The organism is Pseudomonas sp. AD21, assembly GCF_002878485.1.
Taxonomy (GTDB): Bacteria; Pseudomonadota; Gammaproteobacteria; order Pseudomonadales; family Pseudomonadaceae; genus Aquipseudomonas.
Map to the genome: position 1 here is coordinate 171,344 of NZ_NQYG01000005.1, position 25,959 is coordinate 197,302.

Sequence of the window (25,959 nt, forward strand, 5' to 3'; positions counted from 1 at the left end):
TTGGTTTCCCCTAGACCAGCGCTAGCAATGTGCGCTGAAAGGGTGCGTTGCACGGGGCACCCTTTCAACACTTCAAAGCATAGCAACGGGTTCAGGGTTTGCTGGCGCTTGAGGCTTGCGTTCGTCCGCTTTCCCAACCGCCGCCCAGCGCGAGGAACAAATCGATCTGGCTCATGGCAACCTGAGTGTTGGCGGCGGCCAACTGCGCGGTGACATCGGTGTAGGTGCGGGTCGCCTGCAGGTCGGCGAGGAACGACTCACGCCCGGCCTGGAAGAAGCGGTGGGTCTGGTCGGCTGCCAGCTTCGCCGACTGCTCGGCATCGGCCAGTGCGTCGCGGCGTTGCAGCAGCGCGCTGTACTGGGCCAGACCGGTCTGGGTTTCGCGGATGGCGTTGAGCACCACGCCGTCAAAATGCGCCAGCGCGCCCTGGGTGTTGGCTTCAGCTTCGCGGATACGCGCGCGGGCACCGTTGGTCGGCACTTTCCAGCTCAGCGACGGACCGAAGCCCCAGCGATTGGTCGACGGATCGCCCAGGTCGGAAACAATGCCGACGGTGCCGATGGTCGCGCCGATGCTGATGTCCGGGTACAACTCGCCAGTGGCGATACCGATGCCGGCAGTGGCGGCGGCCAACCGACGTTCGGCCTGACGCACATCGGGCCGGCGCTTGAGCAGTGCCGCACCGTCACCGACCGGCACCAGTTGAGCGATTTTCGGCAGTTCGGCGCAACTTGCGGTGCCGGCCGGCAGTTGATCGACCGGTTTGGCCAGCAGCATCGACAGGCGGAACAGCCCGGCCTGACGCGACGCTTCATAACGCGGCATATCGGCGCGCAACGACTTGAATTGGGTTTGCGAACGGGTGACCTGGGTTTCATCGCCACGCCCGGCATCGCGCAGGCGCTGGATCAGGGTGGTGCTTTGCGATTGCAGGTCGAGGGAGTGCTGGGCGATTTCCCGCTCTTCATTGGCGGCACACACCTGGGTGTAGGCCCGCACCACGTCCGCCACCAAGGTGATGCGCGCGGTATCGGCCGCCGCTTGCGTGGCATCGGCGTTGGCTTTCGCCGCTTCGATGCCGCGCTGCAACGTGCCCCACAGGTCGAACTGATAAGAAGCACTGATGCCGATGTCAGCAACGTTGGCCACCGGCACTTTTTCCGGCAGCAGGAACGCCTGACCGGATTCCTGCAAGCGCTGCGCGCCCATCTTCACGCCGCCGCTCCAGCCACCGGCCGCTTCAGCTTCATCGACCTGCGCGCGGGCCCGCGACAGGTTCGCCGCCGCCACCCGCAAGTCGGTGTTGGAAGCCATGGCCTGCTGCACCAGTTGGTCCAGACGCGGGTCCCGGTACAGGCGCCACCAGTCCGCCGGCACCGGCGCCGAAACCACTGGCTTGCCATCCACGGCCAGCTCGCCCTGCAAGTCTTTGCGCTGAACCGCCGCGTCTGCGGGCAGGTGATAGTCCGGCCCGACCATCTGACACGCCGAGAGCATCACGCCCAACCCGGCGATCATCAGGACCCTGTTCATTGCGCAGGCTCCTGCTTCTGGTCGTCGATGATCGAGACTGTAGCGGTACGTCCGGCGATCATTCGGAAGTCTTCCGGCACGTCGTCAAAGGCGATGCGCACCGGAATCCGCTGCGCCAGACGTACCCAGCTGAATGCCGGGTTGACGTTGGGCAGCAGGTTATTGCCGCTGGTACGGTCGCGGTCTTCGATACCGGCGACGATGCTTTCAACATGCCCGCGCAGCTTGGCTTTATCGCCGATCACGCGGATATCCACGGACTGGCCGACATGAATGCCGTCGAGTTTGGTTTCTTCGAAATAGCCGTCGATGTGAAACGAATTGCTGTCGACCACCGACAACACCGGACGCCCGGCGGTGACGAACTCCTGCACACGTGGCGCACGGTCGTTGACGTAGCCGTCCACCGGGCTGCGGATCACCGAGCGCTCGAGATTAAGCTGTGCGCTGTCCACCGACACCAGCGCTTCGGCCAAGGCCGATTGCGCCCGGGCGACTTTCGACTGGCTTTCTTCCAGCTGTTCGGCCGGCACCAGGTTGCCCAGGCCACGGTTACGCTTGGCTTCGCGCTGCGCCTGGGCGAGGGTTTCTTCGCGGTCGGCGACCGCTGCCTTGGCCTGACGCAGGGCCAGTTTGAAGCGGTCCTGGTCGATGCTGAACAGCACCTGGCCGCGCTTGATCAACTGGTTGTCCTTGACCTCGACCTGCTGGATCAGTCCGGACACGTCCGGGGCGATCTGGATGATGTCGGCGCGAATGTGGCCGTCGCGGGTCCACGGCGCAAACATGTAATACATCACCATGCGCCAGACGAGGACGACGGCGAAAGTCACGATCAGCAGGGTCAGTACCACGCGACCGATGGTCAGAAACGGTTTTTTCATGTCATCAGGTATCGACTGAGTGAGTCCACGCCATACAACAGCACAGCGTAGAGAGCCACGTTGAACAATGCCCGGTGCCAGACCAGACGGTAAAAGTGCAGACGCGTGAGCACGCCGTGCACCAGCAGAAACAACACATAGGTGATGCCCATCAGCACCAGCAGGGTCGGCAGGAAAATGCCGCTGATATCCAGATCACCGATCATAGGGGCGCTCCATCGGGCAGCGGTTCTTCGGCATCGCTCGTGCTGACAAATTCCACGCCGGGCAGCAGCGCCAGGCGCAAACCGCTCAAGGCATGCAACAGGTTTAGACGGGTTTCCTCGTCGCCGTGGCCTTTGAGCGCACGGCGCGCGCGGTCCATCGTCATCAATAAGGGACTCGGTGCCGGCAAGCGTTCGCCCGCCTTCAGACAAGCACGGAAATACTCGCCAACCTCGGCCACCACTTGTTGCAGCAAGGCATTCGGCGCGCCTTCGACACGCGGGGTGTAGGCCAGCAAATCCAGCAGGTTCAGGCCCACGCGCACTTCACGCATGGCAATCCCGGTGTCCTGACCGGTCATCGCCAGACGTGGCAGGTGCTGCATCAGACGGTCGAGCAACTGCACGCCCAACTGCCGGTGTTCGGCGAGGTTGGCCGGCTCGGTCATGTGCACGATGTCTTTCCAACTGAAGCGAGTCAGGCGCTTGGCCGCCAGCTCGACGCCGAACGGACGGGCAATCAGGGTCCAGATGAACGCGAACAACAAACCCATCGGGCCGGCCAGGTTGGAGTTCACGAAAGCGAAGAAGTCCGCGTCGTACGCGCCCTGAATGCTGATGAACGACGAGGTGTTGACCAGCGTCAGAAGCATGCCGAGGTAGAAGCGCGGCTGCACGGTCAGGGTGCCGACACAGATGAACGGGATCGCAAACGCCAGCACCAGCATCGGAAAATCGTGCAGGTTCGGCAGAATCAGAAACAGATAGAGACTGGCGAACAGCACCGACATCCCGGTCCAGAAAAAGAACCGGTAGATCTGCGGCGCCGGGTCGTCCATCGAGGCAAAGAAACTGCAGGCCACCGCCGCCAGAATCACCGCACTGCCGCCGTCCGGCCAGCCGAGCAGAATCCACAACGTCGAGGCAACGATGATCGCCAGAATGGTCGAGGCCACCGAATACAGCATCATCCCGCGGTCGAGAAATGGCGTCAGCCGCCCCAGGCGCCAGTGCCGGTACACCGCGCGCCAGCTGTCCTGCCGCTCGCACAGAATCGCGTCCTGCAGGCTGCGACAGTCCTGCCACAGATCGATGAATTCACCGAGGCGATAAATCGAGTTGGAGAACAGCAATTGCTTGCGGTCTTCCAGCGCCTCGCAGCTCGGCTGCAAGGCCTGAAGCTGATCCTTGAGAGCCTGCCAACGCGCCAGATCGGCGTCTTTATGGCCGAGCCACTCACGGGTTGCCGCCAGCAGCGGCGCAAACTTTTCCACCAGTTCCGGCGTGCGCCGCTCAAGGGCATAGAGCGAGTCTTCAAGGGCGTCGATCACCGGCAACAGGTGGATCATCCGTCCGCGCAGCTCCTTGGTGTTGCGCACGGTTTGCGGCCGGGAGCCTTCGTGGGGCAACTGGCCGATCATCAATTCCAGGCTGTTGAAACTGGCAACCATGGCCATGCGCAAGGCCGTGACTTGCTCCGGCTGAACATCGCGGCTGAGAAATTTCAGGCTGTACGTGGTGGCATCGGCGAACCACTTGCCCACCGCGTCGTTGAACACCGGCGCCAGCCGCCGCGGCCAGAACATCGCGCCGATCACCGCCGCCACGGCGATGCCAAGGAAAATCTCTTCGGTGCGCGCTTCCGCCACATCCCACACCGCCAGTGGGTTATCCACCGTCGGCAAGGCAATCAGCGGCAGGGTGTAGCCGGCCAGCATCAGCGCGTAGTTATTGGCAGTACGCAGGTGCAACGACAGGAACAGCAAGATCCCCGTCCACAAGGCGATGACCACCACCAGCACATACGGACTCTGCACGAACATCGGCACAAACAGCACTGCCGCCGCCGCCCCGAGAAAAGTACCGATGGCGCGGTACAGCGCCTTTGAACTGGTCGGGCCGAGAAACGGGCTGGAGACGATATACACCGTGGCCATCGCCCAATACGGACGCGGCATCTGCATGAGCAAGGCGATGTACAGCGCGATCATCGACGCTGCAAAGGTACGGACCCCGTAGAACCAGTCCCGGGCCGGAGGAATGCCGGAGAAAAAACCGTTCAAGAATTGATCACCAAAGGCGGATTGGCCGCCTCAAAAGCTCTCAGTACCCGAAGCGTAGCTTCCAGATCACTCCGGTCGATGCCTTCAAGCACTTCATGACGCAGACGGACCAGTTCGACTTCCACCGCCTGCACCAGCTCGCGGCCAGTGTCGGTCAGGCTCAAGCACTTGGCTCGGCGATCCTGCGCATCTTCGGTGCGACAGACATATCCGGCGTGGCACAACTGATCGAGCAGGCGCACCAGAGACGGACTCTCCATCCCGGCCGCCTGCGCCACCTGCACCTGGCGAACGCCCTCACCCAGCCGCCCGATCATCAACAACGGCACGGCGCAGGCTTCGGAGATACCGTAGTTGACCAGCGTGGTCTGGCAGATCTTCCGCCAGTGCCTGGCGGCCACCACCATGGCACTGCTGATGTTCATCTGGAGAGCGTCGAGGGGATTCGGCACGGGGAAATGCACACTGTTAGTTTGCTAACTATCAATATCGCATTGGCGGGGAATTTCAGTCAAGTTTTGAAACAAATCTTCATTCAGGCGTTTCAGCACCTCTTTACGCATCGCGCCCCTTACGCAGCAGCACATTCAACTGATCCACCACCTCCGCCCAATCTGCATCATCAAGAATCTCGCTGCGCAAAAAATCCGCCTGGCTTTTGCTCCAGAAGAACGCGTCCGCCAGGTGCAGTTCGGGTTTGAGTGGCGAGTGGGTGGCGATGAATTGCTCGATGCTGGTCGGGTCGCTGCTCAGGCCGAGTTGGTCGAACAGGGACGGCAGGCTATGGCTTGGCTGCTCCATTGGAGGACTCCTTCAAAAAATCGGTGCGAGGAAGATTCGCGAACAAGCCCGCTCCCACAGGGGATTGCGGTGAACCTGTGGGAGCGGGCTTGCTCGCGAAGGCGTCAGTGACAACACCACACCCCTATTGACTCAACTCCCGCACCTGCGCATGCGGCACCATTCTCAGGAACTCGGGCATGCTCATGTGCAGCAGATAGTTGTGGTTGCCGGCTTCCAGGTAGATGTCTTTCTGCCGGGTCAGCAGCGGATCGATGACCATGTCCAGACCATAGGAATCACCCAGCGGCGGCACCGCGCCGCGTTCGCAGTCATCGAAGATATGCGCCAGATTGCTTTCCCGGGTGATCTGCCATTCACCGTTGCTGCGCACTTTGCTCAAGTCCAGGTGCCGGCTGGCCGGCAGCACGGCCATCAGGTAATGCCCGTGGTGGTCGTCGAGGATCACCGATTTGGCTACCCGTTCGGCGGGCACCCCGCTAACCCGTGCGGTTTCCAGGCTGCTGGCCGAGTGTCGGTGGGCCACGACGTCATATTCACAGTGCGCCCGGTTCAGGCTGCTCTGTACTTTTTTTGCCATACGCATGATGCACCTCGGTGTCACGCTGACCGTTGTTGCTGTTCTGCTGAGTCTAGTTCGGCATGCCGCTGGCGACGGGAAATCCGCTCACCGGACACATCCGCTCATTGATCAAAATTCATCCAGCGCCAGGCTCAACTAGACTTAAAGAACCACCCCAGGACTCTCCCGGAGGGTCACGTGAACAGCCGATGTTGTGCGTTTGCCTTGTTACTGCTGCTCAGCGGCTCAGCCCTCGCGGCGGATGTCCCGCTGACGGCGGTGAATCCGGTCGGCCTGTGGCTGATCACGCTCGGCATTGCCTTTCTGATCGCCGAAGCCGCGCTGCCCAACTACGGGGTGATTGGCCTCGGCGGGATCATCATGTTCGTCATCGGCGCGCTGATTCTGGGCAACGCCGAGTTGCCGGTGCCGATGATCATCGGCCTTGGCCTGATCAGCGCCCTGCTGCTGATCGCCTTGATCGTCCGCGCCTTGAAACCCCGCCCCCGCCACGCCGTCAGCGGTGATGCCGGGCTGGTCGGCAGCGTGACGGCGGTGACCACCGTGCAAACGGAAAACGCTCACAGCGGCTGGGTGCAATTGCAGGGCGAACATTGGCAAGTGCACAGCACGACACCGCTGCACACCGGGCAATCGGTGCGCGTAGTCGGACGAAATGGCTTATTGCTGAAAGTCGCCGCGACTGACGCGGTGCGACACGGAGAGTGATCATGGGTCTGCAAATCGGTTTTGTTGCACTGCTGCTGTTGGTCATCGCCCTGGCCGGGTCGACGTTCCGCATCCTGCGTGAGTACGAGCGCGGCGTGGTGTTCCAGCTCGGACGCTTCTGGCAGGTCAAGGGGCCGGGGCTGATCCTGCTGATTCCGGTGGTGCAGCAAATGGTCCGGGTCGACCTGCGCACCGTCGTCCTCGATGTGCCGCCGCAGGATGTGATCACCCGCGACAACGTCTCGGTGAAGGTCAACGCAGTGCTGTATTTCCGCGTGCTCGACCCGCAGAAGGCGATCATTCAGGTCGAAGACTTTCTCTCGGCCACCAGCCAACTGGCGCAGACCACCCTGCGCGCGGTGCTCGGCAAACATGAACTGGATGAACTGCTGGCCGAGCGCGAGCAGTTGAATATCGATATCCAGCAAGTGCTCGATGCCCAGACCGACGCGTGGGGCATCAAGGTCGCCAACGTCGAGATCAAGCACGTCGACCTCAACGAGTCGATGGTGCGCGCCATTGCCAAACAGGCTGAAGCCGAACGCGAGCGCCGGGCCAAGGTGATCCACGCCGAAGGCGAACTGCAGGCCTCGGAAAAACTCATGCAGGCCGCCGAAATGCTCGGCCGCCAGCCCGGTGCCATGCAGTTGCGCTACATGCAGACCTTGAGTTCGATTGCCGGCGACAAGAGCTCGACCATTGTCTTTCCGTTGCCGATCGAGTTGCTTAAGGGGATGGCGGACCTGTCGGGCAAGACTTGAGCCTGCGCAGGCCAGCGATCATCCACCCGATTTTTCGGCGCTTGGCACCCTCACATACAGGCGGGCAAAAGCGCCTCCGGCATGGACATCGCTCTGCCGCTGCCAGCCCTCGGGCAACGCTGCAAACTCATTCGGCTCATCCAGTGTGCCGATCAGCCAGACTCGATTGCTGCCCTTGGACACGTCTGCGAGTTGATCGAGGTAAACCTCCTCGCTGACCAGCGTGCCGAACCCGTAAGCGTTGGGACGCGTGGAGCGCCCGTCCGGCGCAGGTGGCGTGTACAGGCGGACCTGCGCGTCGGTGCGGTTGTAGTAGATGTAACTGAGGTACCACATCATGTCGCTGGTGACGATCCGGTCACCCTCAGTGAAGTGCCGGTTGACGTAGTCGACCACTACGCTGAACTGATCATTGCTGTCGACCGTGGCGTTGTTCTTCACGCCCACCAACTCGACGCCCACGAACAGCACCAGAATCGCCAGCGCCAGCACGCGAAAGCCTGTGTACAAGCGATCGACCGCCAGCGCCACCAGCATCGGCAGCCCCAGCGCGTAGACCGTCACGTAACGTTCGATGAACACCGGCGAGATGAACGACACGCCAAACACCAGCAGAATCGGCACCACGCTGTAGGACAGCAGCAACAGGCTACCGCGAAACACACTGCGATCACGACGCAGGCCAACGACGATCACTGCCGCCAGCGCCACTGGCAAGAGCCAGAACAGCCACGCCGGCAGGGTTAAACCATCGTCCTGAATCAGCAACGACCAGACCATCGACGGCAACGAAACGAGGGTCACCGGGTCTTCCCAGCCGATGTCGTTACTGGCCTTGAGCTCCGGGACGTGCTGCAGCAGATCAAGCAGGTTGGGCACCCACGGCAGGTAAAGCAACGCGATGCTCAGGTTGGCCAGCCACCAGCCCGGGCGCTGGATATGCCGCAGCCGATACCCCGGCTGCACGCGCACCACCGCCAGGTACAGCCAATGGCTGATCACGCAGAGCACGGTGAAGTAATGGGTATAAAACGCTACCGTCATCAGCAGCGCATAGGCCACCAGATAGCGATGCCGCCGCGGTTGGCGGACCCAGTAGATCAGCGCAATCGTCGCCCCGATCAGCCACATGCCGAGCAGCGAATACATGCGCACTTCCTGGCTGTAGCGCACCGCGGTGGGCAACAGCGCCAGCAGCAGCCCGGCCAACAACGCGGCGCGGCGGGGGGCGAGCAGATCCACCAGCCACACGCCGAGGCCGACGGTGACGATCCCCGGCAACGCGCTCATCAGGCGAATGGACAGGATGCCGTCCCCGAACAGGCCGATCCAGCCGTGCAGCAACATGAAATACAGCGGCGGATGCACGTCATGGGCCGCATGCCCCCAGATCTCGGCCAGCGGAAACTGGCTCAGCAGGACACTGGAGCCTTCATCGAACCAGATCGCCGCCGCCGTCAGGTCGTAAAAACGCACCACCGCCGCCAGCAGCATGATCGGCAACAGCCAGTGCTCTCTGGCCCAGCGAATCAGGCGCAGGGCAACCAACCATGCCCCCGGGACCGCACGTGGATCCTGCGTGTCGCCAACCGGCGTTTCTCTGTGTGCCGCCATTGCATCCTCTTGCTGTGCCGGAATGTCTCGAACGGAAGGTCCCGAACCTGCCGTCACTTTAGGTCAGCCACAGCAGGGCCGTCGATGGCGGTGTGCGGTTTCACGATATCCGGCAATCCGCTCAAGCCGCTTCTACGCTCTGGCATAGCGAGAATCGGTTATGCCGGAACAGACATTGGCCATTAGCGTTGCGCCATCTCCGCCTCCGGATACACCGACTGCCATCCCCCACCCAACGCCTTGTACAACCCGACCATCGCCAGCGACACCCCGGTCGAACTTTCCACCCACTGCTCCTGCGTCGCCAGCAACGCGCTCTGCACGGTAAGGACGTTGACGAAATCGACCACGCCTTCGACGTATTGCTGTTGTGCGGTGCGCAGGGCGATCTGGTTCTGGCGTACGGCTTCGGCGAGGCTGTCGCGGCGGCGTTGGCTGGCGTTGTATGCGCTCAATTGGTCGTCGATTTCATGCCAGGCGCGCAGCACGGTTTGCTGGTAGGCGATGGCCGCTTCCTGTTGCTGGGCTTCGCGCAGTTGCAACATGCCGCGCAGGCGTCCGCCGTCGAACAGCGGCAGGCTGAATTGCGGGCCGATACCGAACGCGCGTGAACCCCAGGAGCCGAAATCACTGAGTTGCATTGCCTGTGAGCCGAGGCTGCCGGACAAGGTGATGCGCGGATAAAAATCGCCCTTGGCCACGCCGATGTTGGCGGTGGCGGCATGCAGATGCGCCTCGGCCTGACGGATGTCCGGACGGCGTTCGGCCAGCTGCGACGGCAGGCCAATGGCGACTTGCAGCGGCGACTGCGGCACCGCCGCGTCTGTGGATAACGCTTTGGCCAACGCTTGTGGCGGTTCGCCCATCAACAGGCTGATCGCGTTGATCAGCTGCGACTGGCGTTGCTCCAGGGCGGGCAGACGCGACTCGATGGCGGCGACCTGCGCGGCGGCTTCGGCGACGTCCAGATCGGTCGCCACACCATCGTTGAGGCGCAGTTGTGACAGTTTGAGGCTGTGCCGGGCGACATCGAGGTTCTGCTCGGTGACCGCACGAGTGTTCTGCACGCCGCGCAGCTGGATGTAGTTCTGCGCGGTGTCGGCAAGAACCGCCAGCAACACGCCGCGACGAGCGTTTTCGGCGACTTCAAGGTTGGCGTCGGCGGCTTCGGTTTCCCGGCGCACGCGGCCCCAGAAATCCAGTTCCCACGAGGCCGAGAAACCGGCGTCCCACAGGTTGAAGGCGGAATCGCCATTGTGTCCGGACGGATCACTCAGGCCTTCGCCGCTGTTGCGTTTACGCGCGTAGCTACCGGTAGCGACGCTGTTCGGGTAACGATCCGACGTGATCACCTGGCGCGCGGCGCGGCTTTGTTGCAAGCGGCTGCTGGCCAGTTGCAAGTCGAGGTTGCTCTGCATTGCACGCTGTGTGAGGGCCGAGAGCTGCGCATCATGGAAAACATCCCACCAGCGTTCGTTCAGCGGCTGACTGACCGCCTGGCTTGGGGCGGACCTGGCGGGTTTGGCCCAGTCGGCGATTTGCGTGGCCTGGGGTTTGTGGAAATCCGGGCCGACGGTGCAGGCGCTGAGGCCAAGGGCGAGCAAGGCACTGAAGGTGAGTTGCTGCCACTGGCCTCTTCGCGAGCAGGCTCGCTCCCACACGTTGGAATGCGTTCCTCCTGTGGGAGCGGGCTTGCTCGCGAAAGCGCCAGCCGATTCGACCTTGATCATCGCTGAGTCACCTCACGCACCGCCGGCGCCGAACGGCGGGTATCAATGCGCGCTTCAACCGACATGCCGACGCGTAGTCGCTCGGCCAACGGCTGACCCGGTTCAAGCAGGATCTTCACCGGAATCCGCTGCACGACCTTGGTGAAGTTGCCAGTGGCGTTATCCGGTTTCACGGCAGCAAAGGTCACCCCGGTCGCCGGCGCGATGCTTTCGACGCGACCGCTCAAGGCTTCGCCGCCGAGGCTGTCGACCCGTACCTCAACTGCCTGGCCCGGCTGCACGTCGGTCAGTTGGGTTTCCTGAAAGTTGGCGATCACATAGGCCTGGCGCAACGGCACCACCGCCAGCAGTTTGCTGCCCGGCGTGACATAAGCGCCGACGCGCACCGCCCGCTCGCCGACCATGCCGTCCTGTGGCGCAGTGATGCGCGTATAGGACAGCTCGAAACTGGCGATTTCCAGCGCCGCCTGCGAGTGCTTCAAACTGCCTTCGGCGGCATCGCGCTGAGCCGTAAGAATGTCGACCTGCTTGCGCTCCGCCGCCAGTTTCGCGGTTGCCGTGTCGAGGTGCGCAGTCGCCTGATCGATACGCGTGCGCGCCTGTTGCGCGTTCTGCACAGTCCCGGCACCGACGCCGGCCAAATGGTTGTAGCGATTCAATTCCTGCTGAGCAAAAGCCATTTCAGCCTTGGCCGACACCACCGCAGCCTGGGCCTGAGCGATCACCGACGTCTGCCGCTCCAGCGTCGCCCTGGCGTTTTGCAATTGCGCGCGGGCGACCAGGGTTTGCGCATCGGCGGCTTGCGCAGCGGCGCGCAGATCACGGTCATCGATCAAGGCCAGCAGTTGGCCGGCCTTCACTTGCTGGTTGTCTTCCACCAGCACTTCCTTGATGAAACCGGCCACGCGCGGCACCACCAGAGTGTAGTCGGCCGAAACGAACGCATCGTTGGTGTTTTGCTGAGTCCGTTTACCAAACAGGCCGGGCATCGCCAGGTACACCAGCACACCCACCGCCAGTGCGGCGGCCACGGCCACCGCGAGTTTCTGTTTTGCTTGAGTCGTCATAAAAACCTTCTGTTTCAGTACAGCCATCAGGTCGGCGCGCGCGGCGGAAAGATCCGCGTCGGCAGCCAGAAAATCAGCAGGATCAGCGTCACCGCGACGCCGGCCATGCACACATAGAGATCAGAAGAAGTCAGCACCACCGCCTGTTCGTGCAGGCGATGGGCGAGGCCCGGATCGCTGCCATCGGCCAACGGTGAATTGCCGAGGTTGTCGATCAACATGGTCGAGTGGAAATGCAGGCGCGCGGTGGTCAGCGCTTCGATCACACCGGTGGCGACCACCGCTGCCAAGCCTTTCACCGTGTTGAACCAGGCGGAAGCGAACGGCCCGTCCTGCGGTTGAATGCTGCCGGTGGACAACATCAACAGCGGCAGTACCGACATCGGCTGACCGAAGATCTGCAACCACTGCAGGACGTAGAAATTGTCGCGAATCCATTCCGAGGTCAGCAGCGAGCCGCCCAGGCAGGACAGCGTCAACATGCTCAAGCCGATGCCCAGCACCCAGCGACAATCGACCCAACGCAAGTTACACAGCGCCGCCACCAGCGGCAGCGCAATCAGCTGCGGCAATGCGGCGATCAGCATGATCGGCGCAGTCTGCACCGGGCGGTAACCCTGCACCTGCGCCAGATAGCTCGACGGAATCAACACCACCGCCTGCAACACCACCAGCACCCCGGCGAGGGTCATCAGCGCGAACGACAGGTTGCGGATGCCGAGCATCTGCAGCTTGAAAAACGGGATCGGCTGCGACCATTCGTTGATCAGAAACGCCAGCAACAACAGCGAGCCGGCGCCGAGCAGCGCGCAGATCAGGTCCGATTCGAACCAGTCCAGTCGATTGCCCTGGAGCAAGCCGATCACCAGCATGCAGATCGCCGGAAAGCCCAGCAGCAGCCCCTTCCAGTTGAAGGTCTTGAGGCGTTCCAGACGCAGCGGATCCTGCGGAATGCCCCAGGCGACCATCGCCATGGCAATCAGGCACGGCACGATGATTTGCCAGAACGTCCATTGCCAACCGACGTATTCACTCCACAAACCGGCCAGCGGCGTGCCGAGGCCGGGGCCGAAAGTCGCGGTCAGCGCGTAACCGGCCAGGCCATAGAGTTTGAAATTGGCCGGCAGGAACCGCAGGGCAACGGTCATCAGCATCGGCGGCAACGCACCGCCGGCCAGGCCTTGGAGGGTGCGCATCAGCAACAGGCTTTCGTAGTTCGGGGCGAACGGGCACAGCACGCCGAGCAGCGTGAACAGGCTGATCGCGCAGAGGGTGAAACGGCGTAGCGAAAAGGTCACCGAGCACCACGGCGCGAAAGCCATCGCTGCCACCGAGGTCGCGGCGTAGCAGGCGACCAGCCAGGTGCCTTCGTCGTACCCGATGTTCAGCGCGCCACGGATGTCGGCAAGCGCGACTTTGGTCACCATCTCGTTGAGGCCCGAGACCAGCACCGCCAGCAGCACGCCAATCAGGCCGGTGATGATCCGCGCCCCGAACACCGGTGGCGTGGCCGCCGTCGCCGGACTGGCCGCAGCGATGGGCGCCGGGACCGTCAGGGATGTCATGAATGCGAACTCCGGAGGGAAAATACCGGAGCATCTTAGTCGGGCTTACTGCTGACGAAAATTGACTTATCGGCAGGTTATAAGTGCGTCAGGCGCAATTATTTCCCCTGTAGGAGTGAGCCTGCTCGCGATGGCGCCATTTCAGTCGATATTTTCGGCGACTGGTACACCGCTATCGCGAGCAGGCTCACTCCTACAGGGTTTTTGTGGTTTCGGATCAGGGTTGCGCGGCCAGCCACGTTTCGTCGCAACACGCCTTGAGCGTTTCGCGCAGCCAGCGGTGCGCCGGGTCCTTGTCGAAGCGCGGGTGCCAGGCCTGGGTCAGCATCAGCGTCGGCAGCGGGATCGGCAGGTCGAACGAGCGCAGCTTCAAGCCCAGACGGCGCACGCTGAGCAGCGCTTCCTTGGGCACCGGCAGGATGAGGTCGGAATCGGGCAAGGCAAACATCGCCGCATGGAAGCTCGGCGCGATCACCGCCACCCGCCGCTCCAGGCCCAGGGCGTTCAGCGCGGTATCGATGGGCCCACGGGCAATGCCACGGCGCGACATGCTGATATGGGAGAACCCGGCATAACGCTCGGCGGTGATTTCACCGTCGAGCAACGGATGATCCTCACGCACCAGACCCACGAAATGCGTGGAGAAGAGGTTTTGCACTTTGACTTCCGGGGTCACCGGACGGGTGTTGCTGACGCTCAGATCGATGCGCCCTTCGCGCAGCGCTTCATCGTCACCATCGCCCTCGGGGACGAAGCGCAATTCACAGTGCGGCGCCAGTTGGTCGAGGGTGTCGAACAGCTTGCCGCCGTACACACCAATGAAAAAATCGTTGGCACGGATGCTGAAACGCCGGCGCAAAGTGCCCAGTTCCACGGTGTCGGCCGACCGGAACAACAGCGCCGCTTGCTCAACCACATCACGCACTTGTTCGCGCAGCTCGAGGGCTTTGGGGGTGGGCACCAGGCCACGGCCGGCGCGCACCAAGATCGGATCGCCGATGGCTTCACGGATGCGCGTCAGGGTGCGGCTCATGGCGGCGGGGCTGAGGTTCATGCGCCGCGCAGCACCGACCACACTGCCTTCGTCGAGCAAAGCGTCGAGGGCGACCAGCAGGTTCATGTCCGGGAGTTGCATGCAGAGCACTCGTGGCCGATCTGGATTGATCTGGGTGCAATGCTAGCAAACATCCTTGAAACAGGTGGCGTATGAACCGACGCCTTCGCGAGCAAGCCCGCTCCCACATTTTCGAATGCGTTTCCCCTGTGGGAGCGGGCTTGCTCGCGAAGGGGCCAGTCCTGCCAACAGAAATCTCAGCGCTGCATACCCCAGCGCTTCACCGTCACCCGCTCCAGCGTGTCGAACACCAGATTCTCCACCAGCAACCCGATCAGGATCACCACCGCCAACCCGGCGAACACCTTGTCGGTGTATAACTCGTTGCGGTTCTGGAAGATGTACCAGCCCAAACCGCCTTTGCCACTGGTCGCACCAAACACCAGCTCAGCGGCGATCAGCGTGCGCCAGGCAAACGCCCAGCCGATTTTCAGCCCGGCGAGAATCGACGGCAGCGCCGCCGGTATCAGGATGAACAGCACAAAACGCATACCCTTCAGCCCATAGTTGCGCCCGGCCATGCGCAGGGTTTCAGACACACCGAGAAAACCGGCGTAAGTGTTCAACGCCAGCGCCCACAGCACCGAATGCACCAGTACGAAGATCAGGCTGTTCTGCCCCAGCCCGAACCAGAGCAAGGCCAATGGCAGCAAGGCGATCGCCGGCAGCGGGTTGAACATCGAGGTCAGGGTGCTCAGCAGATCGCGGCCAAACTGGGTCGACACCGCCAGCGTGGTCAGGGCAAACGCCAGCACGATGCCGATCAGGTAACCCTTGATCAGCACCACCAGAGATATCCACACCTTGCCCAGCAATTCACCACTGAGCAGGCCGTCGTACAACGCATGACTGGTCTGCAGAAAACTCGGCAGCAACAAGTCGTTGTTCTGCACCCGGGCGACGATTTCCCACAACACCGCAAGCAACATCAGGATCAGGCTTTTACGCAGCCAGCCCTGTTGCCACAGGCGTTGGCCCAGCGGTAATTCGCGCTCGAGCGGCACGCTGGTCAGCGGTTCAGGGACGGTCTCAAACTCTTGTCGTACAGACGATCGTTGGCTCATCGGGCAATCCTCCAAAACGCTCAATAAGCGATGCGAATGTCGTTGAAGTCGTGGTCACGCTCGGTTTCCGGCGACTGGCCTTCATCGAACAGCAAACGGTGAATGCGCCGTGCCGACTCCTGAAACGCCCCGCCGCCGAGGCTTTGCAGATCGTATTGATGGCTGTGCACTTCAGCGCGCACCCGCCCCGGATGTGGCGACAGCAGCAGGATGCGATTGCCGACCACCAGCGCCTCTTCGATCGAGTGGGTGACGAACAGCAAGGTGAAGCGCACCTCTTCCCAGAGCAGCAGCAATTCTTCCTGCATCTTGCGCCGGGTCAACGCGTCCAGCGCGGCGAAAGGCTCGTCCATCAAGAGGATTTTCGGCTGCATCGCCAGCGCTCGGGCAATCGCCACCCGCGCCTTCATGCCGCCGGACAGGGTGTGCGGATAGGCATCGGCAAACGCTGCCAGACCGACTTTTTCCAGATAGTGCAGCGCGCGCTCTTCGGCGTCTTTTTTGTTCAAGGTTCGCGAGGCGAGCAGCGGAAACATCACGTTCTGTTTGACGGTTTTCCACGGCGGCAGTTGATCGAATTCCTGGAACACCACGATCCGGTCCGGACCCGGCCCATCGACACGCTGACCTTGCAGGCGGATCTCGCCTTCACTGGGCGCAATGAAGCCGGCGGCCGCCTTGAGCAAGGTCGACTTGCCGCAGCCCGACGGGCCGAGCAGCACGAAACGGTCCGCCGGATCGATTTCGAAACTGACCTGATGCGTGGCCCGCACCACCCGTTGCGGGGTGCGGTATTCGAGGCTGACGTTATCCACCGCCAGTAGCGCCTGGCTGCTGGCGATCGGGTTGCTGGCCGCGTGGCCTTGCAAGGGAGCGTTCATCTCGATCAGCTCCCTTGCAACGGTTTGGCGTCCTGGAAGAAGTAGTCCTTCCAAGATTCAGGTTTGTTCTTGATCGCGCCGACGCGGTAGAGGAATTCGGCCAGTGGATACGTATTTTTCGGCGTGACGCTGAATTCGAACTGCGGGTTGTCGATGATTTTCAGCAGCTCGGCGCGGTCGATCCTGGCTTTGGTCACGCGAATGTAGGTGTCCGCTGCGGCGCCTTTATCGTTCTGGGCGAATTGCGCGGCTTCGGTCAGCGCTTCGACGAAGGCTTTGTAGGTCTTCGGATTGTCGTTGCGGAATTTTTCGGTGGCGAACAGCACCGTCGGCGAGTTCGGGCCAAGGATGTCGTAGGAGTTGAGCACCACGTGCACATTCGGATTCTGCAGCGCCTGATCCTGGAACGGCGGGTTGGAGAAATGCCCGGTCAGCTCGGTGCCGCCGGCAATCAACGCGGCAGTGGCGTCCGGGTGCGGGACGGCGATGGTGTATTTGTCGAGGCGATTGAATTCCTTGTCACCCCACTGCTTGGCCGCCGCGTATTGCAGGAAACGCGACTGCACCGAAACGCCCACCGCCGGCACCGCGATGCGGTCCTTCTCGGTGAAGTCGGCGATGGTTTTGACCTTGGGGTTATTGCTCACCAGGTAGTACGGGAAGTTGCCCAGCGAAGCCACGGCTTTGACGTTCTGCTTGCCGTGGGTGCGATCCCAGATAGTCAGCAACGGGCCGACCCCGGCACCGGCAATGTCGATGGAACCGGACAGCAGCGCATCGTTGACCGCCGCGCCGCCCGAGAGCTGCGTCCAGTCGACCTTGATGTCGATGCCTTCCTGCTTGCCGTACTTCTCGATCAGGCCCTGATCGCGCACCACGTTGAGCAATAAATAGACAATGCCGAACTGCTCGGCGATGCGGATTTCACCTTCGGCGTGGGCCACAGTCGGCGCCACCAGGCTGCCGGCAATCAGGCTGAAACCCAAGCCAATAGCGGCAGCCAGCGGTGCAAATGGAAGACGTTTGGACATGATCGGATCTCCGGCAAATCAGAAAGGCGCGTCGCCCTGAATGGTCGTGCGATACAGCTTGCGGCGCAGGTGCGCAGGGCAGCCGGCGGCAAGGTGGATCAGCGAGCGGTTGTCCCAGAACACCATGTCGTGGGGCTGCCACTGATGGCGATAGATGTTTTGCGGCAGCACGCTGTGGGCGTAGAGCTCGGCGAGCAGTTGTTTGCTCTCGTCCTCCGGCAAACCCACGATGCGCGTGGTGAAGCCTTCGCTGACGAACAAGGCCTGGCGGCCGTTTTCAGGGTGGGTACGGACGATCGGGTGCACCACTTCGGCGACCTGCGCCAGTTGCTCCGGGGTCAGGGTCGGGCGCCAGTTGCCTGCGAATTTGGTCTCGCTGTAGCGCGCCGTGTAGGAATGCGCGGCCGAGCGGCCTTCGACGGCTTTGCGCAACGCTTCGGGCAGGTGGTCCCAGGCTTTGTGCATGTCGGCAAACAGCGTGTCGCCGCCCTCGGACGGCAGCTCCTGGGCATGCAGCATCGAACCGAGACTCGGCAGCTCTTTATAGGAGAGGTCGGAGTGCCAGAACTTGCCGGCATCGCCGAGGCCGATGCTCTGGCCGTTCTCGACGATGTTGGAAACGATGAGAATTTCCGGGTGATTGGCCAGCAGGAACTGCTTGAGCACGTGAATCTGCAACACGCCGAAACGGCGGCTGAAGTCGATCTGCTGGTGCGGGGTAATGCGCTGGTCGCGGAAGACCACGACGTGGTGATCCAGATGCGCACGGTGGATGCGGGCGAAGTCCTGGTCGTTGACCGGGCGGGTCAGATCCAGACCGATGATTTCGGCGCCGACGGCACCGCTGAACGGGCGGATTTCAAAGGCTTGCGGCGCGGCAGTCGCGGCGCTTGGGGTGGCAGTAGCTGCGGACATCTTTCAATCTCCCACGCACGGCGCGCTCACGGGCGCGCACGTCGATCAGAAACTCACGCTGGATTACGTGTTGGTTCAGGTCGTGCGGCGCGCCGATTGGTCGGCAGGTACGCAGGGGGATGACTTTAAAGCTATAAGAACTTGAAATTAAATACCGTTAATGAATAACGATATGGCGGATGGTGAGGAATGGACGGTTTGGTGAGTGACGATTTGTGTCACTTATTGACAGATGTGTGGTGAATTGGCTGGCCCTATCGCGAGCAGGCTCACTCCCACAGTTGATCTCCAGTGACCGAAAATTTTGTGCTCGGTCACGATCCAATGTGGGAGCGAGCCTGCTCGCGAAGAGGCCGTCAGCAGCGCCGAAGACCTACCGCTCGTGCAACGCCTCGGCCCGCGCCCGGATGATCGGCTTGAGCAGATAACTCAACACCGACTTCTTGCCGGTGATGATATCCACCGACGCAACCATCCCCGGAATGATCAGCAGCGGCTTTTCATCGGTGCCCAGGTGGCTGCGCTCGGTGCGCACCTTGATGATGTAGTAGGTGGTTTTCTTGTCTTCGTCGGTGATGGTGTCGGCACCGATCTGCTCGAGCTTGGCTTTGAGTCCACCGTAAATGGTGTAGTCATACGCGGTGAACTTCACGATCGCTTCCTGCCCCGGGTGCAGGAAGGCAATGTCCTGCGGACGGATCTTGGCTTCGACCAGCAAGGTGTCATCCAGCGGTACGATTTCCACCATGTCGCTGCCCGGCTGGATCACCCCGCCGATGGTGTTGACCAGCAACTTGTTGACGATGCCGCGCACTGGCGAGGTGACCAGCGTACGGCTGACCCGGTCTTCCAGCGCCTTGCCGGTGGCCTGGGCCTTATTCAGGTCGGTGCGGGCTTCGTTGAGTTGGGTCAGCGCTTCACTGCGGAATTTGCCGCGAGTTTCATCAATTTTGCGCTGCACTTCCTTGATCGCCGATTCGGCGCGCGGGATGGCTAGCGTGGTTGCATCGAGCTGACCACGGGTTTCCACCTCGGCACGCTTGAGCCGCAGTACTTCCACCGGCGATACCGCGCCCTGGGCCACCAGCGGCTCGGACATGTTGATTTCCTGGCGTTGCAGGCCCAGTTGCTGGCGGTACTGCGCCTGCTTGGAGCTGAACTCGCGCAGCTCTTGCTGACGCTGGATCAACTGCTCCTGCAAACCACCGATCTCGTCGTGCAATTGCTGGCGGCGGCTGATGTACAGCGACTCTTCGCTTTTTGCCTGGCCCGGCACGGCTTTGAGTACGTCCTCAGGGAAATTCAGCGGACGGTCATCGACCTCGGCGCTCAGACGCTCGACGCGCAGCAGCATCGACAGTCGATCGGCCTCGGTTTCGCCGACGTTGGAAGCAAATCGCGTGTCGTCGAGGCGAATCAGCGGTGCGCCAGCCTCGACGATCTGACCTTCCTTGACGAACAGTTCGGAGACGATCCCGCCCTCGAGGTTCTGGATTTTCTGGATCTTCGACGATGGAATCGCCTTGCCGTCGCCCTTGGTCACTTCGTCGATCACGGCGAAGTTGGCCCACAGCAGCAGAAAGATAAAGAAGCCGATGATCGCCCAGATGGTCAGGCGCACGACGCGCGGGGCGTCCTCGATCAGCGCCTTGTTGACCTCCGGCAGCGGCTGGCCCTGCAGCGAGGCAGAACCCTTGAAGTAGCGACGGATCGACTCTTTGACACCCGACTTAAGCAACACTGATCTGCCCCTTCTTCAACGCTTCCATCACGGCGGCTTTCGGGCCATCGGCGAGAATCTGTCCACGGTCGACCACCAGCAGACGGTCGACCAGCGACAGCAGCGAGGCCCGGTGCGTCACCAGCACCACGGTCTTGTTTTCAACGACGGCGGCCAGGCGTTGCTTGAGGCGTTCTTCGCCGGTGTTGTCCATGGCGCTGGTCGGTTCATCGAGCAGCAGGATCGGCGGGTTGAGCAGCAGAGCCCGCGCCAGTGCGACGTTCTGCCGTTGGCCGCCGGACAGATTCTGCCCGCGCTCGCCGACTTGCAGCTCGTAGCCTTGCGGGTGCAGGCGGGCGAATTCATGGACACCGGCCAGTTCGGCGGCTTGCAGCACCAGTTCGTCTTCGACGTAACGTGCTCCGGAGACCAGATTGTCGCGCAGGGTGCCGGCCAGCAGCTGGATGTCCTGCGGCACGTAGCCGATGTTGTAGCGCAGCTCGCTGACGTCGATCTGACGGATATCCACACCGTCCACCAGCAACGCGCCGTCGTCCGGTTGATACAGGCCCACCAGCAGTTTCGCCAGCGAACTCTTGCCTGAGCCGCTGCGGCCAATGATGCCGATCTTCTCGCCGGGACGGATCACCAGGTTGATGTTTTTCAGCGCCGGGTTCTGTTGTTCCGGGTAGGTGAAGTTCAGCTGACGGCACTCGATCGCGCCCTGCAGCACCTTGCGGCTCAGCGGACGCTCTTCGAAATTGCGCTCCTGCGGCAGCTCCATCATCTGGTCGACCGAGGTCATGGTCACCCGCGCCTGCTGGTAGCGGGTCAGCAGACCGGACAGTGACGCCAGCGGGCTGAGCGCGCGGCCACTGAGCATGTAGCAGGCAATCAGGCCGCCCATGCTCAGGTTGCCGGCGATGATCTGGTACACGCCGAAGACGATCATGATCACCCCGGCCAGTTGCTGGATCAGCAGGGTGATGTTCATCGCCAGACCGGAGAGCATTTTCACCCGCAACTCGAGACGGCTGAGGGTGCCGATGGTCTGTTCCCACTGGTATTGGCGTTCACTTTCGGCGTTGTTGACCTTGACCGCGTCGAGGCCGGCGAGGGTTTCGATCAGGCTCGACTGCCGCTCGGCACCGAGGGCCATGGTGCGCTCCATGGTCGCTACCAGCGGCTTCTGCAGCGCATAGCCGATCAACAGCGCAATCGGGAACGCCAGCACCGGAATCCACACCAGATGCCCGCCGAGAATGGCGATGACGATGAAGATCAGGATGGTGAACGGCAGGTCGATCAGGCTGGTCAGGGTCAGCGAGGCGAGGAAGTCGCGCAGGCTCTGGAACTCATGGATGTTTTGCGCAAAGCTGCCGACCCGCGCCGGGCGGTACTTCATGGCCATACCAACGATGCGCTCGAACAGCGTGGCGGAGATGATCAGGTCGGTTTTCTTGCCGGCCAGATCCAGGCACAGGCTGCGCAGGCTTTTGAGTACCAAGTCGAAGATGTAGGCACCGGTGATGCCCAGCGCCAGCACCCACAGGGTCGCTTCGGCCTGGTTCGGCACCACGCGGTCGTAGACATTCATCACGAACAGCGGCGCGGCCATGGCGATGATGTTGATCAGGAAACTGGCGGCGATCGCGTCGGCATACAGCCAGCGGGAACGCTTGAGGGTGTCGCGAAACCACGAACGCGCACGCGGGATCAGTGTGCCGTGGTTGACGTCGAATTTGTGCTGCGGCTGGGCGAAGAACACTTTGCCGGTGTAGTCGTCGGCCAGCAGTTCGCGGCTGACCACCGATTCGCCGCCGTCGCTTTCGCTGAGCAGCACCCGGGCTTCGTTCTCGCCTTGCCAGCCGAGCAGGACCGCACTGCGGCCATCCTTGAGCAGCAACAGCGCCGGCATGGCAATCGCCGGAATCTCTTCCAGCTTGCGTTGCAGCACCCGGCCCTGCAGGCCGGCGCGAGCCGCTGCGCGGGGCAGCAACTCGACACTCAGGCGTTGCTTGGGCAGCGGCAAACCGGTGGTCAGCATCGCCGCGCTGGCGGGTTTCTGGTGCAGCATGCACAGAGCGAGCAGACCATCCAGTAACGGATCGTCGTGCATCGCGCGCGGATCATGAATGAGTTGAACTCGACTGACTTCTGATTCCACGCTCGGCACTCTTGGCTAACAATTGAACAATGAAGGTTCTGCTCAATTCATACCGGGCAGTTGGACCTTCGGCTTCACATCGTTCTGCACGACGGATGCCAATGGTGCGACCACTCCCTGGCTTCTGAGCAACTCGCCCATGGTCGCCTTGATTCGATACTGAGTAAATAACTGAATGTTCTTGATCTCGGCCAAACGACGCGAAGCGGTGAACAACTCGTTTTCGCTGTCGAGCAAATCGAGCAGGGTTCGCTCGCCAAGGCTGAACTGACGCTGGTAGGCGGTGCGCACTGCAGTGCTGTGATCAACGTATTGCTGAGCGATCGGCACCTGGGCGTTGGCATTGTTCAGGGCGTTCCAGGCCAGGCCCAGTTCTTCGTTCAACTGACGCAAGGCGTTGTTGCGGATGTCCAGTGCCTGGTTCGACAGGTACGACTTGGATTCCAGATCGGCCTTGTTGCTGCCACCCGAATACAGGTTGAAGCGCATGCGCAGCATCGCCTGCCATTCGTTGTTGTGACCGTTCTGGCCGTCCAGATCGTTGTCGGCGGTGCGCCCCAGTTCGGCGTCGAAACGCGGGTAGAACGTCGACTTGGCGGTTTCGTACTGCTTCTCGGCCGCGGCGATGTCGGACTCGGCCGAACGCAGGATCGGGCTGTTTTCCAGCATCTGCGTGCGGGCTTCATTGAGGTTGGCCGGCATCATCGCCATGAACGGTGCAGGACGCTCCAGCTGGTCAGGCATCTGGCCGACGGCGCTGAGGAAGTTGGTCTCGGAGTCGGCAAGGTTGGTCTGTTCGGTGATCAGGTTGTTGCGCGCCTGAGCCATCCGCGCTTCAGCCTGATCGAGGTCGGCACCGCTGCCGACACCGCGCTGGGTGCGCAGCTGGATCTGGTCATAGATGCGCTGGTGGCTCTTAAGATTTTCTTCGGCCAGACGCACGAATTCGCGGCGGGGCAGCACGTCCAGATACACCTGGGCAACGGTCAGCGCGGTGCGCTCGGAAGTGCCGAGCAACGAGTAGGCGCGGGAGTTGACGGTGGCTTGTTGACGCCCGACTTCGCTGGACGTCGCAAAACCGTCAAAAACCATTTGCGAGAGACGTAAACTTGACTCGCCGCGGTTCAGGGTTTCGTAGTGGTTGCTCCCGCCATTGGCGCGGGTGGTCACGCTGTCGGTACCTTCACGACCATAACCGCCCAGCAGATCGACCTTGGGCAGGTATCCACCTTTGGCAGCCTTTAACTGATAATCCGCCGCCAAACGACTGTTGACCCCTGCCTGGATCTCCGGATGGACATCCAGTGCCTGTTGCATGGCTTCTGGTAAGGATTGTGCTTGGACGAAAGAGGCGGCGAGAGCGAAGGGTACAGCCAGGAACAGGGGCGAACGCATGATAGGTATTTCCCAGAACTTCTTGTCTTGAATCACAGCAGAACGTGGCGCTGCGTCGGATGATGGCAACCGGAATGACCGTATGTCGGAAAGTTCAAAATAGGAACTGGATCACACGCTGAAGGACAGGTCGCCGCATAAATATCAATGTGACATTACTGGGACGATTGTTTAGGATGGCACCCAGAAGGTCAATAGTTTGGCATAAAGTTAATAGCGAAAAAATCTAGCCAAATTATTGACGAGAGTCGCGTCAAACTTGATTCGCAAATTTTTAAAGTACGTCCAGACTGAATCGGCGCCAAAGCCATCAGGCTATGGAAGTCAACTGAACGTAACACCCGGAGAGTCTTCAATGAGCAGTGTTGTTGCCATCGTCAAAAGCATTGTCGGTCAGGTATTCGTGGTCTCCCCCGAGGGTGTACGCCGCGTGCTCGTTGAAGGCGATCGCCTGTTCGTCGGCGACCAGATCGACACCGGCCTCTCCGGCGCCGTATCGCTGGAACTGGCTGATGGCCGCACCCTGGATCTGGGCCGCGAGACCCAGTGGAGCGCCAATGCGCCCGACTCCAGCGCTGACCTGGCTGAAGCCACTGCGCAAGCCGCGCCTTCTGTAGCAGAACTGCAGCAGGCCATCGCCGCCGGTGTCGACCCGACCACCGCTCTGGATGCTACCGCTGCCGGCCCGAGCGCCGCAGGCACTGGCGGTGCCGCCGGTGGCGGTCACAGCTTCGTGATGCTCGACGCCACCGCTGGCCGCGTTGATCCGACCATTGGCTTCCCGACTGCAGGCATCAACTCCGGCGCACAAGCAGCGCAAAACATCACCGGCGGCCAGACCACCGACACCACCACCAACGCCCTGCGTGAGTCGACCCTGAGCCTCAGCGCCACGCCGACCATCACCGAAGCCGGCGGCGTGCTGGTGTACACCGCGACCCTGACCCAGGCGCCGCTGACCGACCTGACCATCACCCTGTCCAATGGCTCGGTGATCGTGATTCCGGCCGGCTCCACCACCGGCACCGTCAACGTGCCACTGGCACCGAACGACACCGTTTATAACGACCCGACCCAGATCGACGTGACCGTCACCGGCACCACTGGCGGCAACGGCATCACCGTGACCCCGCCGACCACTCCGGCGACCACCCAGGTCACCGACACCATCGACACCACCACCGTCACCCTGACCGCTGGCAACAGCGTCACCGAAGGCGGTCAGATCACCTACACCGCGACCCTGACCAACCCGGCCCAGACGCCGGTGACCGTCACCCTGTCCAATGGCTCGACTATCACCATCGAAGCCGGCCAGACCACAGGCACCGTCAACGTGCCGACCCCGCCGAATGACGTCTACAACAACGGCAGCACCGTCAGCACCATCATCACCAGTGCCACCGGCGGCAACTTCGAAAACCTGGTGCCGAACCCGACACCGGCGGTGACCACCATCACCGATTCGATCGACACTACCAACCTGACCCTGACCGCCACTGGCAGCGTGGTCGAAGGTGGTCAGATCACTTACACCGCGACCCTGACCAACCCGGCGCAGACGCCGGTGACCGTCACCCTGTCCAACGGCTCGACCATCACCATCGAAGCTGGCCAGACCACGGGCACCGTCAACGTGCCAACCGCGCCGAACGACGTCTACAACAACAGTGGCACCGTCAGCACCACGATTACCGGCGCGACCGGCGGCAACTTCGAGAACCTGGTGCCGAACACGACGCCAGCGACCACCACCGTGACCGACACCGTCGACACCACCAACCTGTCGCTGACCGCCACCGGTACCGTGGCTGAAGGCGGTTCGATCGTTTACACCGCAACCCTCACCAACCCGGCCGGGACTCCGGTGACCGTGACGTTGAGCAACGGCTCCGTCATCACCATCGAAGCCGGCAAAACCACCGGCACCGTGACCGTCCCGGCGCCTGCCGACGACGTCTATAAAGACGCCGGCAAAGTCGAAGTCAGCATCACCGGCACCACCGGCGGCAACTTCGAGAACCTGGTGCCGAGCACCATTGCGGCGGTCACCGAAGTCACCGATACCATCGACACCTCGACCGTCAAACTGACTGCCGATACCTCGGTCGCTGAAGGTGGCACCGTCACTTACACCGCCACCGTTGGCGCGCCTGTGA

22 protein-coding genes are annotated in these 25,959 nt (G+C 62.0%); 3 read left to right on the top strand and 19 right to left on the bottom strand.

The features are described 5' to 3' along the window. Positions 1 to 91 precede the first annotated feature (91 nt). The 7 genes from PseAD21_RS05075 to PseAD21_RS05105 form a co-directional block, all read right to left on the bottom strand. Positions 92 to 1,534: an efflux transporter outer membrane subunit gene (locus PseAD21_RS05075; RefSeq protein WP_102354749.1), complete on the bottom strand. Its 1,443-nt coding sequence runs from the start codon at positions 1,532 to 1,534 to the stop codon at positions 92 to 94. Next, positions 1,531 to 2,418 (bottom strand): HlyD family secretion protein, encoded by an 888-nt coding sequence (locus PseAD21_RS05080; protein WP_102354750.1) that lies wholly within the window; start codon positions 2,416 to 2,418, stop codon positions 1,531 to 1,533. The genes PseAD21_RS05075 and PseAD21_RS05080 overlap by 4 nt, the downstream gene beginning before the upstream one ends. After that, positions 2,415 to 2,624: a DUF1656 domain-containing protein gene (locus PseAD21_RS05085; RefSeq protein ID WP_027611129.1), complete on the bottom strand. Its 210-nt coding sequence runs from the start codon at positions 2,622 to 2,624 to the stop codon at positions 2,415 to 2,417. The genes PseAD21_RS05080 and PseAD21_RS05085 overlap by 4 nt, the downstream gene beginning before the upstream one ends. Beyond that, entirely contained in the window at positions 2,621 to 4,684 is a 2,064-nt protein-coding gene (locus PseAD21_RS05090; RefSeq protein WP_102354751.1) for an FUSC family protein, read from the bottom strand. Before PseAD21_RS05090 ends, PseAD21_RS05085 begins: the two co-directional genes overlap by 4 nt. Then, complete coding sequence (locus PseAD21_RS05095; RefSeq protein WP_178082086.1) at positions 4,681 to 5,109, bottom strand: MarR family winged helix-turn-helix transcriptional regulator; 429 nt, start codon at positions 5,107 to 5,109, stop codon at positions 4,681 to 4,683. The genes PseAD21_RS05090 and PseAD21_RS05095 overlap by 4 nt, the downstream gene beginning before the upstream one ends. A gap of 130 nt (positions 5,110 to 5,239) precedes the next feature. Beyond that, positions 5,240 to 5,485 carry a DUF2789 domain-containing protein gene (locus PseAD21_RS05100; RefSeq protein ID WP_102354752.1) on the bottom strand — a complete coding sequence of 82 codons (246 nt, stop codon included), beginning with the start codon at positions 5,483 to 5,485 and terminating at the stop codon, positions 5,240 to 5,242. Between the two features lie 124 nt (positions 5,486 to 5,609). After that, positions 5,610 to 6,071 (bottom strand): aminoacyl-tRNA deacylase, encoded by a 462-nt coding sequence (locus tag PseAD21_RS05105; protein ID WP_102354753.1) that lies wholly within the window; start codon positions 6,069 to 6,071, stop codon positions 5,610 to 5,612. A gap of 174 nt (positions 6,072 to 6,245) precedes the next feature. Here PseAD21_RS05105 and PseAD21_RS05110 point away from each other — a divergent pair, with 174 nt between their 5' ends. After that, complete coding sequence (locus PseAD21_RS05110; protein ID WP_102354754.1) at positions 6,246 to 6,776, top strand: NfeD family protein; 531 nt, start codon at positions 6,246 to 6,248, stop codon at positions 6,774 to 6,776. A 2-nt stretch (positions 6,777 to 6,778) separates the two neighbouring features. Then, entirely contained in the window at positions 6,779 to 7,537 is a 759-nt protein-coding gene (locus PseAD21_RS05115; RefSeq protein WP_041070974.1) for a slipin family protein, read from the top strand. 18 nt (positions 7,538 to 7,555) lie between these two features. Here the strand turns inward: PseAD21_RS05115 and PseAD21_RS05120 are convergent, their stop codons facing one another. The 12 genes from PseAD21_RS05120 to PseAD21_RS05180 all read right to left on the bottom strand — a co-directional run bounded on the left by PseAD21_RS05120 (position 7,556) and on the right by PseAD21_RS05180 (position 23,800). After that, the gene (locus PseAD21_RS05120; RefSeq protein WP_102354755.1) at positions 7,556 to 9,151 is read right to left on the bottom strand and encodes a glycosyltransferase family 39 protein; all 1,596 of its coding nucleotides are present in this window, start codon (positions 9,149 to 9,151) and stop codon (positions 7,556 to 7,558) included. Positions 9,152 to 9,333: 182 nt separating this feature from the next. After that, entirely contained in the window at positions 9,334 to 10,881 is a 1,548-nt protein-coding gene (locus tag PseAD21_RS05125) for an efflux transporter outer membrane subunit (protein ID WP_178082087.1), read from the bottom strand. Then, positions 10,878 to 11,948, bottom strand: coding sequence for an HlyD family secretion protein (locus tag PseAD21_RS05130; RefSeq protein WP_102354757.1), 1,071 nt, complete (start codon positions 11,946 to 11,948; stop codon positions 10,878 to 10,880). The genes PseAD21_RS05125 and PseAD21_RS05130 overlap by 4 nt, the downstream gene beginning before the upstream one ends. Before the next feature lie 26 nt (positions 11,949 to 11,974). Then, positions 11,975 to 13,513: an MFS transporter gene (locus tag PseAD21_RS05135; protein ID WP_102354758.1), complete on the bottom strand. Its 1,539-nt coding sequence runs from the start codon at positions 13,511 to 13,513 to the stop codon at positions 11,975 to 11,977. A 217-nt stretch (positions 13,514 to 13,730) separates the two neighbouring features. Next, entirely contained in the window at positions 13,731 to 14,648 is a 918-nt protein-coding gene (locus tag PseAD21_RS05145; protein WP_025113444.1) for a LysR family transcriptional regulator, read from the bottom strand. A gap of 176 nt (positions 14,649 to 14,824) precedes the next feature. Continuing rightward, positions 14,825 to 15,691 (bottom strand): ABC transporter permease, encoded by an 867-nt coding sequence (locus PseAD21_RS05150; RefSeq protein WP_102354759.1) that lies wholly within the window; start codon positions 15,689 to 15,691, stop codon positions 14,825 to 14,827. Between the two features lie 20 nt (positions 15,692 to 15,711). Further along, on the bottom strand, positions 15,712 to 16,572 hold the full coding sequence (locus PseAD21_RS05155; RefSeq protein WP_102354760.1) for an ABC transporter ATP-binding protein: 861 nt from the start codon (positions 16,570 to 16,572) through the stop codon (positions 15,712 to 15,714). Positions 16,573 to 16,577: 5 nt separating this feature from the next. After that, a complete protein-coding gene (locus PseAD21_RS05160; protein WP_102354761.1) occupies positions 16,578 to 17,603 on the bottom strand; it encodes an ABC transporter substrate-binding protein in 1,026 nt (341 codons plus the stop codon). Positions 17,604 to 17,621: 18 nt separating this feature from the next. After that, on the bottom strand, positions 17,622 to 18,518 hold the full coding sequence (locus tag PseAD21_RS05165; protein WP_102354762.1) for a TauD/TfdA family dioxygenase: 897 nt from the start codon (positions 18,516 to 18,518) through the stop codon (positions 17,622 to 17,624). A 373-nt stretch (positions 18,519 to 18,891) separates the two neighbouring features. Continuing rightward, positions 18,892 to 20,259, bottom strand: coding sequence for an HlyD family type I secretion periplasmic adaptor subunit (locus PseAD21_RS05170; protein ID WP_102354763.1), 1,368 nt, complete (start codon positions 20,257 to 20,259; stop codon positions 18,892 to 18,894). Further along, entirely contained in the window at positions 20,249 to 22,405 is a 2,157-nt protein-coding gene (locus tag PseAD21_RS05175) for a type I secretion system permease/ATPase (protein ID WP_102354764.1), read from the bottom strand. The genes PseAD21_RS05170 and PseAD21_RS05175 overlap by 11 nt, the downstream gene beginning before the upstream one ends. Before the next feature lie 42 nt (positions 22,406 to 22,447). Beyond that, the gene (locus tag PseAD21_RS05180; RefSeq protein ID WP_102354765.1) at positions 22,448 to 23,800 is read right to left on the bottom strand and encodes a TolC family outer membrane protein; all 1,353 of its coding nucleotides are present in this window, start codon (positions 23,798 to 23,800) and stop codon (positions 22,448 to 22,450) included. A gap of 355 nt (positions 23,801 to 24,155) precedes the next feature. Between PseAD21_RS05180 and PseAD21_RS05185 the strand changes: the two genes are divergently transcribed. Continuing rightward, positions 24,156 to 25,959: retention module-containing protein (locus PseAD21_RS05185; RefSeq protein ID WP_146011258.1), on the top strand; the 1,804-nt coding region annotated here is incomplete at its 3' end.